This window comes from Allofournierella massiliensis (assembly GCF_964241245.1).
GTDB lineage: Bacteria > Bacillota > Clostridia > Oscillospirales > Ruminococcaceae > Allofournierella > Allofournierella massiliensis.
Map to the genome: position 1 here is coordinate 15,311 of NZ_CAXSWZ010000019.1, position 14,010 is coordinate 29,320.

General features: G+C 61.9%; 15 protein-coding genes. 2 read left to right on the plus strand and 13 right to left on the minus strand.

The window, feature by feature from the left end:
• The first annotated feature begins 136 nt into the window (after window positions 1-136).
• Together galE and ACESYO_RS10750 are read left to right on the plus strand one after the other, a co-directional pair.
• A complete protein-coding gene (galE, locus tag ACESYO_RS10745; RefSeq protein ID WP_276871478.1) occupies window positions 137-1,156 on the plus strand; it encodes a UDP-glucose 4-epimerase GalE in 1,020 nt (339 codons plus the stop codon).
• A 75-nt stretch (window positions 1,157-1,231) separates the two neighbouring features.
• Window positions 1,232-2,128, plus strand: a complete 897-nt coding sequence (locus tag ACESYO_RS10750) for a nucleotidyltransferase family protein (protein ID WP_276871482.1) — start codon at window positions 1,232-1,234, stop codon at window positions 2,126-2,128.
• Between the two features lie 66 nt (window positions 2,129-2,194).
• Here ACESYO_RS10750 and ACESYO_RS10755 read toward each other — a convergent pair whose 3' ends face one another.
• From ACESYO_RS10755 to ACESYO_RS10815, 13 genes are all read right to left on the minus strand, one after another.
• The gene (locus tag ACESYO_RS10755; protein WP_276871479.1) at window positions 2,195-2,848 is read right to left on the minus strand and encodes a YczE/YyaS/YitT family protein; all 654 of its coding nucleotides are present in this window, start codon (window positions 2,846-2,848) and stop codon (window positions 2,195-2,197) included.
• A 126-nt stretch (window positions 2,849-2,974) separates the two neighbouring features.
• A complete protein-coding gene (locus tag ACESYO_RS10760; RefSeq protein WP_058963851.1) occupies window positions 2,975-5,113 on the minus strand; it encodes a polyribonucleotide nucleotidyltransferase in 2,139 nt (712 codons plus the stop codon).
• A 221-nt stretch (window positions 5,114-5,334) separates the two neighbouring features.
• Window positions 5,335-5,592 carry a 30S ribosomal protein S15 gene (gene rpsO / locus ACESYO_RS10765; protein ID WP_058963852.1) on the minus strand — a complete coding sequence of 86 codons (258 nt, stop codon included), beginning with the start codon at window positions 5,590-5,592 and terminating at the stop codon, window positions 5,335-5,337.
• Window positions 5,593-5,767: 175 nt separating this feature from the next.
• A complete protein-coding gene (ribF, locus tag ACESYO_RS10770; RefSeq protein WP_373210008.1) occupies window positions 5,768-6,682 on the minus strand; it encodes a riboflavin biosynthesis protein RibF in 915 nt (304 codons plus the stop codon).
• A 24-nt stretch (window positions 6,683-6,706) separates the two neighbouring features.
• Window positions 6,707-7,582 (minus strand): tRNA pseudouridine(55) synthase TruB, encoded by an 876-nt coding sequence (gene truB, locus ACESYO_RS10775; RefSeq protein WP_373210009.1) that lies wholly within the window; start codon window positions 7,580-7,582, stop codon window positions 6,707-6,709.
• A 4-nt stretch (window positions 7,583-7,586) separates the two neighbouring features.
• Window positions 7,587-8,570: a DHH family phosphoesterase gene (locus tag ACESYO_RS10780; protein ID WP_058963855.1), complete on the minus strand. Its 984-nt coding sequence runs from the start codon at window positions 8,568-8,570 to the stop codon at window positions 7,587-7,589.
• Between the two features lie 31 nt (window positions 8,571-8,601).
• On the minus strand, window positions 8,602-8,958 hold the full coding sequence (rbfA, locus tag ACESYO_RS10785; protein ID WP_058963856.1) for a 30S ribosome-binding factor RbfA: 357 nt from the start codon (window positions 8,956-8,958) through the stop codon (window positions 8,602-8,604).
• Window positions 8,959-9,044: 86 nt separating this feature from the next.
• Entirely contained in the window at window positions 9,045-11,360 is a 2,316-nt protein-coding gene (gene infB / locus ACESYO_RS10790; protein ID WP_346672101.1) for a translation initiation factor IF-2, read from the minus strand.
• Window positions 11,357-11,680, minus strand: coding sequence for a L7Ae/L30e/S12e/Gadd45 family ribosomal protein (locus ACESYO_RS10795; protein WP_058963857.1), 324 nt, complete (start codon window positions 11,678-11,680; stop codon window positions 11,357-11,359). Before ACESYO_RS10795 ends, infB begins: the two co-directional genes overlap by 4 nt.
• A complete protein-coding gene (gene rnpM, locus ACESYO_RS10800; protein WP_058963858.1) occupies window positions 11,670-11,948 on the minus strand; it encodes an RNase P modulator RnpM in 279 nt (92 codons plus the stop codon). Before rnpM ends, ACESYO_RS10795 begins: the two co-directional genes overlap by 11 nt.
• Window positions 11,949-11,991: 43 nt before the next feature.
• The gene (nusA, locus tag ACESYO_RS10805; RefSeq protein ID WP_058963859.1) at window positions 11,992-13,077 is read right to left on the minus strand and encodes a transcription termination factor NusA; all 1,086 of its coding nucleotides are present in this window, start codon (window positions 13,075-13,077) and stop codon (window positions 11,992-11,994) included.
• 49 nt (window positions 13,078-13,126) lie between these two features.
• Window positions 13,127-13,618 (minus strand): ribosome maturation factor RimP, encoded by a 492-nt coding sequence (locus ACESYO_RS10810; RefSeq protein WP_058963860.1) that lies wholly within the window; start codon window positions 13,616-13,618, stop codon window positions 13,127-13,129.
• 157 nt (window positions 13,619-13,775) lie between these two features.
• Entirely contained in the window at window positions 13,776-13,988 is a 213-nt protein-coding gene (locus ACESYO_RS10815) for a hypothetical protein (RefSeq protein ID WP_373210010.1), read from the minus strand.
• Window positions 13,989-14,010 lie beyond the last annotated feature (22 nt).

The window sequence follows — 14,010 nt, forward strand, 5'->3', positions numbered from 1 at the left end:
CGTACACTAAAAGCAAGTCAGCAACGGTCTTTGCCCATTGCGCCATGCGCTGGCAAGGGCCGTTTTTTTGCGCCCGGACACTTGTTCCGGCGCAGTGTGCTGGTTACGACACAACAAAAGAATGGGAGTGTTTGCAATGGCAATTTTGGTATGCGGCGGCGCCGGTTACATCGGCAGCCACACCTGCGTGGAACTTCTGGCCGCCGGCTACGACATCGTTGTAGCTGATAACTTCTACAATTCCTGCCCCAAGGCTGTGGAGCGGATCAAGCAGATCTCCGGCAAGGATTTCCGCTTCGTGGAAGTGGATCTCACCGACGCCCAGGCCGTGGAAGCTCTGTTTGCCCAGAATCCGGACATTGACTCCGTGATCCAGTTCGCCGCCTACAAGGCCGTGGGCGAAAGCGTTTCCAAGCCCATCGAATACTACACCAACAACCTGGAGACCACTCTGGTGGTGCTGGACGCCATGCGCCGCCACGGTGTGCACAACATCGTGTTCTCCTCCTCCGCCACCGTTTACGGCGACCCCGCCAGCGTGCCCATCACCGAGGATTTCCCCGTGGGCGCCACCACCAACCCCTACGGCACCAGCAAGGTGTTCAACGAGCGCATGCTCACCGACTGCTGCACCGCTGACCCCGAGCTGAACGTGGCCCTGCTGCGCTACTTCAACCCCATCGGCGCCCACAAGAGCGGCCTGATCGGTGAGGATCCCAACGGCATCCCCAACAATCTGGTTCCCTACATTGCCAAGGTGGCCGTGGGCAGCCTGGAGAAGGTGCATGTGTTCGGCAACGACTACCCCACCCCGGACGGCACCGGCGTGCGCGACTACATCCACGTGGTGGATCTGGCCCGCGGCCATGTGGCAGCCATCAAAAAGCTGGAGCAGAAGCCCGGCCTGTTCATCTGCAACCTGGGCACCGGCCACGGCTACAGTGTGCTGGATGTGATCCATGCTTATGAGAAGGCCTGCGGCAAGACCCTGCCCTATGTGATCGACCCCCGCCGCCCCGGCGACATTGCCGAGTGCTACGCCGACCCCACCAAAGCCAAGAACGAGCTGGGCTGGCAGGCCGAATACGGCATCGAGGACATGTGCGCCGACAGCTGGAAGTGGCAGAGCATGAACCCCAACGGCTACAAAGACTGATATTTCACAGTCTTTCTACAAAAAGTATAATTTAAGGAGTTGTTTTCCTTGGCGAAAAAACCGATTCTGGTGGTCATGGCCGCGGGCATGGGCAGCCGGTATGGCGGCCTGAAGCAGATCGACCCGGTGGGCCGCTGCGGCGAAGCCATTCTGGATTATTCCGTGTTCGATGCAAAGCGGGCCGGGTTTGAAACCGTGGTCTTTATCATCAAGCACGAGATCGAGGAGGCCTTCAAGTCCACCATCGGCGCCCGTCTGGCCCCCCACATGGAGGTGCGCTACGCCTACCAGCAGCTGGATAAGCTGCCCGCCGGTTATTCCGTACCGGAAGGCCGCACCAAGCCCTGGGGCACCAGCCACGCAATTCTCAGCGCGCAGGACGTGATCGACGCCCCCTTCGCGGTGATCAACGCCGACGACTACTACGGCCCCGAGGCGTTCCGGGTGATTTACGATTACCTGTCCACCCATGAGGACGGCAGCCTGTACGAATACAGCATGGTGGGCTACCTGCTGAAGAACACCGTGACCGAAAACGGCTATGTGTCCCGCGGCATCTGCGTGACCAACGGGGAAGGCTATCTGGACAGCGTGACCGAGCGCACCCGCATCGAAACCTGCCCGGAGGGCATTCACTTCTCCGAGGACGGCGGCGAAAGCTGGACCGATCTGGACGCGGACAGCGTGGTTTCCATGAACCTGTGGGGCTTCGGGCCCAGCTTTGTGCAGGAGATCGCGAACCGCTTCCCCGCTTTCCTGGACAAGGCGCTGGTGGAGAACCCGCTGAAGGCGGAGTTCTACCTGCCCAGCGTGGTCAGCGCCCTGATTGAAGAGGGCAAGGCCCGGGTGAAGGTGCTGCGCAGCACCGACCGCTGGCACGGCGTAACCTATCAGGAGGACAAACCTCTGGTGGTGGCCGCCATCCGGGAAAAGACCGACGCCGGCCTGTATCCCAGCCCGCTGTGGGGCTAAGCATCCCTTTAAAACAAGCAAAAACCGGAGAGCAGTCTGCTCTCCGTTTTTTTTATCTGTTCCGGTTCATGCTTCCAGAAAACGCCGGGAAAAGCGCTGCATGGGCCGGTTCACCTGTTTGGCCACCATGCCCACCAGTATGGCGGCGGCCACTGTGCCTTCCCGCACGCCCTCCAGCCGGTGCAGAAACAGCAGCGAAAGCACGCTGGCAATGACCACCAGCGTCACGTCGAAGCCGACCTTGGTTTTGGGGAAGGTCGTGCCGAATGCCCGGCATACCGCCAGCACCATGCCCTCGCCTGCCAGCGTGACCACACCCGCGGTAACCTCGAAGCTCACGCCCACGCCCACCAGCAGAATGCCCACGGCACACACCAGCCAACGGGCCGCATAGCCTTGAACAGCGATGCCCTGAATGGCCCAGACAGCCCCATCGGTGAGTGTGCCAAACACCAGCGCCACCGGCAGCTGGATCAGCTGGATGAGCTCATAATTGCGGCGCAGCAGCAGGATCTGCAAAAGAATCAGCGTGATGTGCATGGCGATGGTGGCAGTGCCCACGGTGAGCGGGGTAAACAGACTGAGCACATAGGGCAGGCTGGAAATAGGCGAAGTGCCCAGCCCTCCCTTGATGGAAAAGGCCACCCCAAAGGCCATGATCACCAGCCCAATACAAAGCAGCAGATAGCGGCGCAGCAGGTGTTTTTGTACCGTTTTCATAGAACTTCTCTCCTCCCCTGTTTTTTTGCCTGTTTCACAGTGGAAAAGCCCGCTCCGGCAGCAGCCGGAGCGGGCTTTTGTTCTGTTTCAAAGATGCAGCTTGCCTTCCCTTGCGGGAGCTCAGGCTCAGCCCTTGGCCTTCTTGGCCTCGATGGCGGCCAGAGCGTCCTTGCGGCTCAGATTGATGCGGCCCTGCTGGTCGATCTCGGTGACCATGACGATCAGCTCATCGCCCACGGCCACAACGTCCTCCACGCGCTCAACACGCTTGGAGTCCAGCTTGGAGATGTGCACCAGGCCTTCCTTGCCGGGAGCGATCTCAACAAACGCGCCAAAGTTCATCAGACGGGTCACGCGACCCTTGTAGATGGCGCCCACCTCGGGGTCCTCCACGATGGTCTTGATGGTGTGGATGGCACGGTTTGCGTCGTCGATGTCGATGGCGGAAACGAACACATGGCCGTCCTCCTCCACGTCGATCTTGCAGTTGCAGTTGGCGCAGATGTCCTGAATGACCTTGCCGCCCTTGCCGATCACGTCCTTGATCTTATCCACGGGAATCACCATGCTCAGCATCTTGGGAGCGTACTTGCTCAGCTGGGCGCGGGGAGCGGGGATGACAGGCAGCATGATCTCGTCCAGAATGAACAGACGGCCCTTGCGGCACTTCTCGAAGGCTTCCTCGATGATCTCGTAGGTCAGGCCGTCGATCTTGATGTCCATCTGGATGGCGGTGATGCCCTTGTGGGTACCGCCCACCTTGAAGTCCATATCGCCGTGGAAGTCCTCCACGCCCTGGATGTCCAGCATGGTCATCCAGCGGTCACCCTCGGTGATCAGGCCGCAGGAGATGCCGGCAACGGGGGCCTTGATGGGCACGCCCGCGTCCATCAGGGCCAGAGTGCTGCCGCAGATGGAAGCCTGGCTGGTGGAACCGTTGGAGGACAGAACCTCGCTCACCAGACGCAGGGTGTAGGGGAACTCCTCCATGCTGGGCAGCACGGGAACCAGAGCACGCTCCGCCAGAGCGCCGTGGCCGATCTCGCGGCGGCCGGGGCTGCGGGGTGCGCGGGCCTCGCCCACAGAGTAGGGCGGGAAGTTGTAGTGGTGCATGTAGCGCTTGTACTGCTCGGTGCCCAGGTCGTCCATCAGCTGGCTGTCCTTGGTGGAGCCCAGAGTGGCGATGGTCAGAACCTGAGTCTGGCCGCGGGTGAACATGCCGCTGCCGTGTACGCGGGGCAGCAGGCCAACCTCGGCAGCCAGAGGACGGATCTCGTTGATGCCACGGCCGTCCACACGCTTGCCCTCATCCAGCAGCCAGCGGCGCACCACGAACTTCTGCATCTTGTACATCAGCTCTTCGATGGTGCCGTCGCCCCACTGCTCGGCGTACTTCTCCTCCAGCTTCTCCCGGATGGGCAGCAGGCGGGCGTCGCGGATGTTCTTGTCGTCGGTGTCCATGGCGGCCTTGAAGTCGTCCAGGAACTCGGCCTTTACTTCCTCGAACAGGTCGTGATCCAGATCCATGTCCTGGAATTCCTTCTTGGGCTTGCCGATCTGGGCAACGATACCGTTGATGAACTCGATGATCTTCTTGATCTCCACATGAGCGGCCTTGATGGCGTTCAGCATGGTGACCTCGTCCACCTCGTTGGCGCCGGCCTCGATCATCACGATCTTCTTCTCGGTGGCGGCGACGGTCAGCTGCAGGTCGCTGACTTCACGCTGCTCCAGAGTGGGGTTGACCACCAGCTGGCCATCCACCAGACCCATGAACACGCCGCCGATGGGGCCGGCCCAGGGAATGTCGGAGATGGACAGCGCGATGGAGGTGCCGATCATGCCGGTGATCTCAGGGCTGCAGTCCTGATCCACGCTCATCACGGTCATGGTCACGCACACGTCGTTGCGCATGGTCTTGGGGAACAGAGGACGGATGGGACGGTCCACCACGCGGCTGGTCAGGATGGCCTTCTCGCCGGGGCGGCCCTCACGGCGCATGAAGCTGCCGGGGATGCGGCCCACAGCGTACAGCTTCTCCTCAAAGTCCACGCTCAGAGGGAAGAAGTCGATGCCGTCGCGGGGCTTCTCGCTCATGGTCACGTTGCACAGAACCACGGTCTCGCCGTAGCGAACCAGGCAGCTGCCGTTGGACAGACCGCACATCTTGCCGGTCTCAACCACCAGCGGACGGCCGGCCAGTTCCATTTCGAAGGTTTTGAAATTGGTGAATTCCTCACGCTTGGATGCAAATTCCAAAGCCATAATGTTACCTCCTGATTGATCATTTGAATTGAATATTCCATCAGAAAGGCCCTGTGGCTTTAGCAATAAATCCAGCGTTCCGCCCACCTGCAATTGCGCAGTGCCGCCCTTGGGGCAAAACGTTCGATTTACCGCTAATGCACACACGGCATTTCTGTTTTGGCAAAAAAATACAGGGAAAGGCAGGCGGTTCGAAAACCGCCTGCCTTTTTTGCGTTTGATTACTTACGCAGGCCCAGCTTGGTGATCAGGGCACGATAACGCTCGATGTCCTTCTTCTTCAGGTAGGCCAGCAGGTTGCGGCGGCGGCCAACCATCTTCAGCAGGCCACGACGGCTGTGATGGTCGTGGGTGTTGTTCTTCAGGTGCTCGTTCAGGTGGTTGATGCGAGCGGTCAGCAGGGCAACCTGCACCTCGGGAGAACCGGTATCGGTCTCGTGAACGCGAGCGGACTCGATGATAGTCTTCTTGGCTTCCATTGTGAATACCTCGTTTTCTAAATATTTGCCAATGACCAGGTGTGGGGCAATCGAGGCGCTCTGATGCAGAGCATACACCCCATACTGGGCCATGGTAGCCTATTAACTATACCACAGCCCGCGGCAAAAATCAAGCCGCGGGCTGTGGTTTTCCGGATTATTTTCGCGGAGGCGCTCAGCCTCTGGCCGCAAAATACGCCTTGGCCTTTGCCGCCGCGTCGTTCACGCAGGCGGTCAGCTCCTCCAGCGTGTCGAACTTGCGGCTGGGGGCGATGTACTCATAGAATTCCAGCTCCGGCTCCTCGCCGTAAAGCTGGCCGGAAAAATCCGGGATAAAGGTCTCGCAGGTGGCGCCCTCGCCGGTGATGTTCACGGTGGGGCGGGTGCCGAAGCCGGTGGCCCCCGCATACCACTGCCCGTTCACCTTCACCCGGGTGATGTAGATGCCGTATTTCGGCTCTGCAAAGCCCGTGGGATAGATCTGATTGATGGTGGGGAAGCCCAGCGTGCGGCCCAGACCCTTGCCGTGGCGCACCGCGAAGTCGATGCGATAGGGCCGGCCCAGCATGGCGTTCACCGCCGGAATATCGCCCCCGGCCAGCGCCGCCCGGATGCGGGTGGAGCTGACCAGCTGGCCCTCGTAGGTGGCCATGGGCACAACCTGCACCCGGATGCCCAGCGGCGCGCAGAGCTCACGCAGCATCTCCACGTTGCCAGCGGCCTTTTTGCCGAAGGTGAAGTTGTCGCCGCAGAACACCGCCCGGGCCTTGAAGCCCCGGTGCAGAATCTTTTCCACGAATTCTTCCGGACTGAAACCGCACACGTCCTCGAAGGGGGGCTCCATGTAGTGCTCCACGCCCAGCTGCGCCATGACCCGGTGCTTCTCGGCTTCGCTCTGCAGCCGGCCGCCCTTCATGGTGCTGTTCAGCGGCAGCTGAAAGGTGAACACTGCCGTGGAGCAGCCGTTCTGCGCCGCATCCTCGGCGGCGGCACGAATTACCGCCTGATGGCCCAGATGAACGCCATCAAAAAAGCCGAGGGCGACGCTGCTCCCCCGGCTGGCGGTCAGGTCCGCTTCCAGCGCCTGCAATGTTGTATAAACCTTCAGGGCGGTTCACGTCCTTTCCACAAAAAGTTTCTCGGTTTTTAAAATGGAATCCGTCACCCGGCCCAGGCCCAGAAAGCCTTCGGGCCCCTGCAGACGGTAAACGCCGTCTTCCGCCTTGATGCGGTAGCAGGGCGCGCCGTTCAGCAGGCGGGCGGTGTTGCCCGGCGAGACGGTGAGCTGGGGCAGATGGGCGAACACCGTTTCCACCGGGAGCAGCAGCTCCTCCAGCCGGTTTTCGTCCTTCGCTGCCTGAATCTCTTCCAGCGTGTGGCTGTGCTCCAGACCGAACACGCCGGCCCGGGTGCGCCGCAGCCCCGCCAGTGTGGCGGGAACGCCCAGCGCCTCGCCCAGATCCTCCACCAGCGTGCGCACATAGGTGCCCTTGCTGCAGTCCACCTCCAGCACGAAGTCCTGCTCGCCTTCCCTGCCGGTCACTTCCAACCGGTGAATGGTCACCGGGCGGGCCTTGCGTTCCACAGTCACGCCCTGCCGGGCCAGCTTGTAGAGTGGCGAGCCGTTCACCTTCACCGCCGAATACATGGGCGGGGTCTGCATGATGTCACCGGTAAAGCGGGGCAGAACCGCCCGCAGCTGCTCTTCGGTGACGGCCGTTTGCTCACTGCGCAGCACGGTGCCGGTCACGTCGCCGGTATCGGTGGCGATGCCGAAACGGATCAGAGCCCGGTAGGCCTTGGTATGATCCGGCTGCATATCCACCGCCTTGGACGCGCCCCCGGCGAACACCGGCAGCACACCGGTGGCCATGGGATCCAGCGTACCGGAATGCCCCAGCTTCCGGGTGCCCAGAATGCCCCGCAGCTTTGCGATCACGTCAAAGCTGGTCCAGCCGGAGGGTTTGTCCACGATTAAAATGCCATTCATGGGGTTACTCCTGTTCCTGGGCGGCCGCATCCGCCCGTTTCAGCTCCCGCTCCACCTCGGCCAGAATGGCGGCCTTGGCGTTGTCCAGATTGCCTTCCAGCTCGCAGCCCGCAGCCCGGGAATGGCCGCCGCCGCCCAGCCGCTTGGCAATGGCGCAGGCGTCCACCTCAGCGGTGGTGCGCACGCTGATCTTGTAGCTGCCCTGGGGCAGCTGGCGCAGGGTGATGCCCACCTGCACGCCCTCGATCTTGCGGGGCAGGCTGGTAATGTCCTCCAGCTCGTTGGCTGCCACGCCGCTTGCCGCGATCTGCTCGCGGGTGAGCGACATGAGGGCGCAGCGGTCTTCAAAGTGGTATTCCAGATTTTCCAGCGCGGTGCGCTCGATGGCCATACGGGCCTTGGACTTGCTCTCGAACAGGATCATGTTCAGCTCCGCCACATCCACGCCGGCCTCCATGAGCTTTGCGGCCAGCTGGTGAGATTTGACGGTGGTGTTGGAAAACAGAAAGCAGCCGGTGTCGGTGGAGAGGCCGGTGTACAGGCACCGGGCGATGCAGGGGGTGATCTCCACGTTCATGGCGCTGATGATGTCGTACATGATCTCGCAGGTGGCAGCGGCCTGGGCATCCAGCAGCAAAGCGTCCGCATAGCCGCTGTTGGAGCCGTGGTGGTCGATGCACAGATCGATGCGGTCCAGATATTCTGCCAGTGCGTCGCCGAACAGCTGAATGCTGGCCACATCCACGGCCACCACATAGCCCGGCTCGAACTGCCCCTGGAACAGCTCGATCTCCATATAGGAATAGCGGCTGGGGATGGGATCCGCACACAGCACCGCCGCTTCCTTGCCCAAACGCCTGAGGGCGTGCATCAGGGCAGCAGCGCTGCCGATGGTGTCGCCATCCGGGTTTTTGTGGCACAGGATCAACACGTTCTCCGCCCGCAGAAGGCGGCCGATGACGGCCAGCAGGTCTAAGATCTCACTCATGACGTTCTCCTCTTTTCACGATATGGGGCATTTATTCCCTGCCCTTGTTCAGCCCCGCCAGCAGCTCGTTGATGTGAGCCGCGTAGGCCGCGCCATCGTCCTGCGCGAACACAAAACGGGGGGCCTTGCGGATATGCATCCGGCGGGAAATCTCGGTGCGCACATGGCCGCTGGCCTTGTTCAGGGCCTTGACCACCTCGGCGGCGCCCTCGGGCTTGCCCATCACGCTCACATAGACCTTCGCCACATCCAGATCCGGGGTCACGTCCAGCCGGGTCACGGTCAGCAGACCGCCCTCCAGCCGGGGATCCTTCATCTGGCTGATGATCCCGATCACTTCCCGCTTCATATCCTGGGCCAGGCGGCCCTGATTTTTCGGGTTTGCCATAGCTCTTTCTCCTTGCTCTTATGGGCGGTTGCCGCCCGAAGCCTTCTGACCTCGGGCGGCAGCCATCCGGTTCGCTGTTGAATCAATCAATCCCGGTACTCTTCCAGGATGTAGGCCTCGAAGATGTCGCCTTCCTTGATGTCGGCAAACTTCTCCAGAGTAACGCCGCACTCGTAGCCCTGGGCCACTTCCTTCACGTCGTCCTTGAAGCGGCGCAGGCTGGCGATCTCGTCCTCGGTGATCACGATGCCGTCACGCACAACGCGGATCTTGCTGTTGCGGGTGATCTTGCCTTCCTGCACATAGCTGCCGGCCACCAGGCCCACGCTGCTGATCTTGTAAACCTGACGAACTTCCAGACGGCCCTGCTCCACTTCGCGGATCTTGGGGGCCAGCATGCCCTTCATGGCGTCGGTCACGTCGTTGATGGCGTCGTAGATCACGCGGTACATGCGCATTTCCACTTCGCACTGGGCGGCTTCCTCCTTGGCCACGGGGTCGGGGCGCACGTTGAAGCCGATGATGATGGCGTTGCCGGCGTTGGCCAGCATCACGTCGGACTTGTTGATGGCGCCAACGCCCGCGTGGATGACCTTGACCCGAACCTCGTCGTTGGAGATCTTCTCCAGGCTCTGCTTCACGGCCTCGGCGCTGCCCTGTACATCCGCCTTGACGATGATGTCCAGCTGCTTGCGCTCGCCCTCGGCGATCTGGCTGAACAGGTTATCCAGAGTAACCTTCTGGTAGCTGCTGAACTGGCGCTCCTTCTCCTCGGCAGCGCGCTTGTCGGCCAGCTCGCGGGCCAGCTTCTCGTCGGCAACCGCGTCGAACAGGTCGCCCGCGCTGGGAACCTCGGTCAGACCGGTGATCTCCACGGGGGTGGAGGGGCCGGCTTCCTCGATGAACTGGCCCTTGTCGTTCTTCATGGTGCGCACGCGGCCCACGGCGGTGCCGGCGATCACGCAGTCGCCCTTATGCAGGGTACCTTTCTGCACCAGAATGGTGGCAACGGGGCCCTGGCCCTTGTCCAGACGGGCCTCGATCACGGCGCCCTTGGCGCGGCGGTCGGGGTTGGCACGCAGCTCCTTGACCTCGGCCACCAGGTTGATGTTCTCCAGCAGGTCGTGGATGCCGGCACCGGTCAGAGCGGACACGGGCACGCAGATCACGTCGCCGCCCCACTGCTCGGGAACCAGCTCGTACTGGGTCAGCTGCTCCATCACGCGGTCGGGGTTGGCGGTGGGCTTATCCATCTTGTTGATGGCAACGATGATGGAAACACCGGCAGCCTTGGCGTGGTTGATGGACTCAACGGTCTGGGGCATGATGCCGTCGTCGGCGGCAACCACCAGAACCGCGATATCGGTCAGGTTGGCGCCGCGGGCACGCATGCTGGTGAAGGCCTCGTGGCCGGGGGTGTCCAGGAAGGTGATGACCTTGCCGTCGGCGGTAACCTGGTAAGCGCCGATGTGCTGGGTGATGCCGCCGGCCTCGCCCGCGGTCACATGGCTCTTGCGGATGGCGTCCAGAATGCTGGTCTTGCCGTGGTCAACGTGACCCATAACCACCACAACGGGCGGGCGCTCCTGCAGGCTCTCTTCCGGATCCTCGTCCTGCTCGAACAGGCGCTCCTCGATGCTCACATGCACCTCTTTTTCCACCTTGGCGCCGAACTCATCGGCAATCAGGCTGGCGGTATCGAAGTCGATGACTTCGCTCACGCTGGCCATTACGCCCAGACCCATCAGCTTCTTGATCACGTTGGCGGCGGTCTGCTTCAGGCGGGTAGCCAGCTCGCCCACGGTGATCTCCTCGGGGATCTGCACCTTCAGCTGGGCCTTGCGGGCCTTTTCCAGCTGGATGCGCTGCAGGCGCTCGGCCTCGGTCTCGCGGCGCTTGGGGAAATTCTGGCCCTTCTTGTTGCGGTTGTTGGAGAACTTCTGCTTGTTGCCGGCAGGCTGGGGCTTGCGGCGGTTCTCCACGTTCTTGGTGGAAGCCAGCTCGTCGAACTTCTCGTTGAAGCGGTCCAGGTTCACGTCCACGGTGCGGGTGTCCACAACCTTGGTCACGACCTCGCGCTTCACGGGCTCGGGCTTGGCTTCGGCCTTCTTCTTGTCGGCCTTTTTCTTATTGTTGTTCATCTCCACCACGGTGCCGTCGGCCTTCTTCAGCACCTCGCTGGCCTTGGGCTGGGGCTTGGGTGCGCTGTCCAGATAGGCATCCAGGCTGGCCTCGGCGTTGGCCTGGGTGAAATGCTCGAACACCAGGTTCACTTCCTCCTCGGTCAGGTTGGCGCCGGTCTTTTTCACCTCGCCGCCCTTCTGGGCCAGCAGGTCCACGATCTGCTTGGCGGGGACGTTCAGGTCCTTCGCCACATCGCTCACTTTATATTTAATGGTCATTCGTTTTCCTCCTTTTCATCCGCCAGGTACTGGCTGCACAGGTTGGCCAGATGTTCGTCCAGCACGCTGTACACGCCCACTTTCTTATAGCTTATGCCGCACAGCTCCAGCTGGGTGAGGGGCATCCGGCGGCATTCGGTGATGTCCTCGCAGGTGCGGGCCATCCGCTTGGCGGTGCCGTCGCTCACGTCGGCCGCCAGCAGCACCAGCCACGCCTTGCCGCTCATCACACTCTCGCGCACCGCGTCAAAGCCCATCACAAGCTTGCCGGCCTTGCGGCACAGGGAAACAGCCGACAACAGTTTTTGTTTATTCTCCACGCTCGGCTCCTTCTATTTCGCGCTCGATGCTTTCGTATACCTCGGGCGGAATTTGGGTATCCAGCGCGCGCTCCAGCCGCTTGGCCTTGCGGGCCTTGGCCAGGCATTGGGCGCTGGGGCAAAGGTAAGCGCCCCGGCCGGGCTTTTTGCCCACAAGATCCAGAGAGATCTCCCCTTCCGGGCTGCGCACGACGCGCACCAGCTCCTTTTTCGGTTTGGACTCGTTGCAGCCAAGGCAATGGCGCAGCGGGATCTTACGTTGTTGCATCGCGGTGGGACGCTCCTTTCCGTTGATTGTTGGGGCGAAGGGCTTATTCCTCGCTGGAAGCAGCGGGCTGCTCTTCCTCCTCGCCGTAGTAGCCGCTCTCGGGGCGGATGTCGATGTTGTAGCCGGTCAGGCGGGCGCACAGGCGGGCGTTCTGGCCCTTGTTGCCGATGGCCAGGCTCAGCTGATGGTCGGGCACGGTGACGCGGCAGGCCTTCTTATCGCCTTCCAGAATCTCCACCTTGACCACCTTGGCGGGGCTCAGAGCGGCGCTGATGAACTCGCTCACGTCCTCGCTCCAGCGCACCACGTCGATCTTCTCGCCGTGCAGCTCCTCCACGATCTTGCCCACGCGGGCGCCGTGCGCGCCGATGCAGGCGCCCACGGGGTCGATGTTCTCGTCCTTGCTCCAGACGGCCATCTTGGTGCGCACGCCGGCCTCACGGCTGATGGCGCGGATTTCCACGGTGCCGTCGAAGATCTCGGGCACTTCCATCTCGAACATGCGCTTGACCAGCTGCTCGCTGGTGCGGCTGATGATCACGCGGGGGCCGCGCTCGGTGACCACAACGTCCTTCACATAGACCTGCACATGCTGGCCCTCGAAGAACTCCTCGCCGGGCACCTGCTCGGAGCGGGGCAGAATGGCCTCGCCCTTGCCCATGTCCAGAGCCACCAGGCCGCGATCGGGATCCACGCGGGTCACGCGGGCGGTCACGATCTCGTGGGCCTTGCCCTGCATGTCGTTGAACAGCTGGTTGCGCTCGGCCTCGCGGATGCCCTGACGGATCACATGCTTGGCGGTCTGGGCGGCAATGCGGCCGAAGTCCTTGGTCTTGAGGGGAGTCACCACGCGCTGGCCCATCTTGTAGGTCTTGCGGATGGCCTGGGCCTCCTCCAGAGTGAGCTGGGTGTGGGGGTTCTCCACCTCTTCCACAATGTCGCGCACCAGAGACACATTGAACTTGCCGGTCACGGTGTCGATCTCCACCAGCACGTTCTCGTCCTCCACCTCGTAATCCTTCTTCACGGCGATCACGATGGCGGCCTTGATCTTCTCGATCAGGTATTCAGCGGTCAGGCCACGCTCTTTTTCCAGCATGGTCAGCGCTTCAAAAAATTCTGCATTCATTTTTTTCGATCTCCTCCAATTTGTCTGGCTCTAATCTATAAAAACCGGTTTAGAACAGGTCCTCGTCGTCGCAAAGCTTCACGAAGCTGGCAGCTGCCAGCTCGAAGTTTACCGGGCCGTTTTCGGTTTCCACCGTCACGGTCTGGCCCTCGATGCCGCGCAGCAGGCCCGCGATCTCCCGGTTGCCGCTCTCGTCCGGCCGGATGAGGCGGGCGGCGATCTTCTGGCCCAGATAACGGGCAAAATGCTCCGGCCGGGTGAGCCGGCGGCCCAGTCCGGGGGAACCCACCTCCAGGAAATAGGCCTGGTCGATGGGATCGGCGGCGTCGATCACCGGGTCGATGGCCCGGCTGGCCGCTTCGCAGGTGTTCATGTCCAGCGGGCCCTCGCCGGCGGGATCGATCAGCACCCGCAGGTACCAGTCCGGCCCTTCCTTTTCAAAGCGCACGTCCCACAGAATCAGGCCCATGCCCTCGATCACGGGGCGCACCAGGGCTTCCACCTGCTGCACCGTGTTCTGGCCGCCTTTTGCTTTTGCCATCTGCAAAACCTCCCATTGCATATTTTGCCCAAACAAGCAAGAAGAGCGGGCCTTGCGGCCCACTCTCCATTCAAATCTTATTCTTACACTAGCTACTATATCATATCCGGCCCGGCTTTGCAAGCCCCGCAGGGAAAGTTTCCCAGCGGCGAACGGTTCAGGCCGGCACGCCGGCCGCTTTGGGGGCTGCGGGTTCCAGCCCGGCCAGCACCCGCAGCCGCCGTGCCGCCGGCTGCTCGATGAACCGGGTGGCCAGCCAGGCGGCGACCAGAGCCACCGCCCAGATCAGCACCAGATAAGTGTACATCCAGCCGGTTTGCCCCAGCTGGTTGGGGGGCGTTTCCCCCTGCCAGGGAGGAATGCGCAGCACGGGAGGACTACTTAAACATTAT

Coding starts and splice junctions, on each gene's coding strand:
- ACESYO_RS10810 (WP_058963860.1), bottom strand. CDS start 13,618: ATGGCAAAAGCAAAAGGCGGCCAGAACACGGTGCAGCAGGTGGAAGCC.
- infB (WP_346672101.1), bottom strand. CDS start 11,360: ATGACCATTAAATATAAAGTGAGCGATGTGGCGAAGGACCTGAACGTC.
- galE (WP_276871478.1), top strand. CDS start 137: ATGGCAATTTTGGTATGCGGCGGCGCCGGTTACATCGGCAGCCACACC.
- rnpM (WP_058963858.1), bottom strand. CDS start 11,948: ATGCAACAACGTAAGATCCCGCTGCGCCATTGCCTTGGCTGCAACGAG.
- ACESYO_RS10750 (WP_276871482.1), top strand. CDS start 1,232: ATGGCCGCGGGCATGGGCAGCCGGTATGGCGGCCTGAAGCAGATCGAC.
- rbfA (WP_058963856.1), bottom strand. CDS start 8,958: ATGGCAAACCCGAAAAATCAGGGCCGCCTGGCCCAGGATATGAAGCGG.
- ACESYO_RS10760 (WP_058963851.1), bottom strand. CDS start 5,113: ATGGCTTTGGAATTTGCATCCAAGCGTGAGGAATTCACCAATTTCAAA.
- nusA (WP_058963859.1), bottom strand. CDS start 13,077: ATGAATGCAGAATTTTTTGAAGCGCTGACCATGCTGGAAAAAGAGCGT.
- ACESYO_RS10780 (WP_058963855.1), bottom strand. CDS start 8,570: ATGAGTGAGATCTTAGACCTGCTGGCCGTCATCGGCCGCCTTCTGCGG.
- ACESYO_RS10755 (WP_276871479.1), bottom strand. CDS start 2,848: ATGAAAACGGTACAAAAACACCTGCTGCGCCGCTATCTGCTGCTTTGT.
- truB (WP_373210009.1), bottom strand. CDS start 7,582: ATGAATGGCATTTTAATCGTGGACAAACCCTCCGGCTGGACCAGCTTT.
- rpsO (WP_058963852.1), bottom strand. CDS start 5,592: ATGGAAGCCAAGAAGACTATCATCGAGTCCGCTCGCGTTCACGAGACC.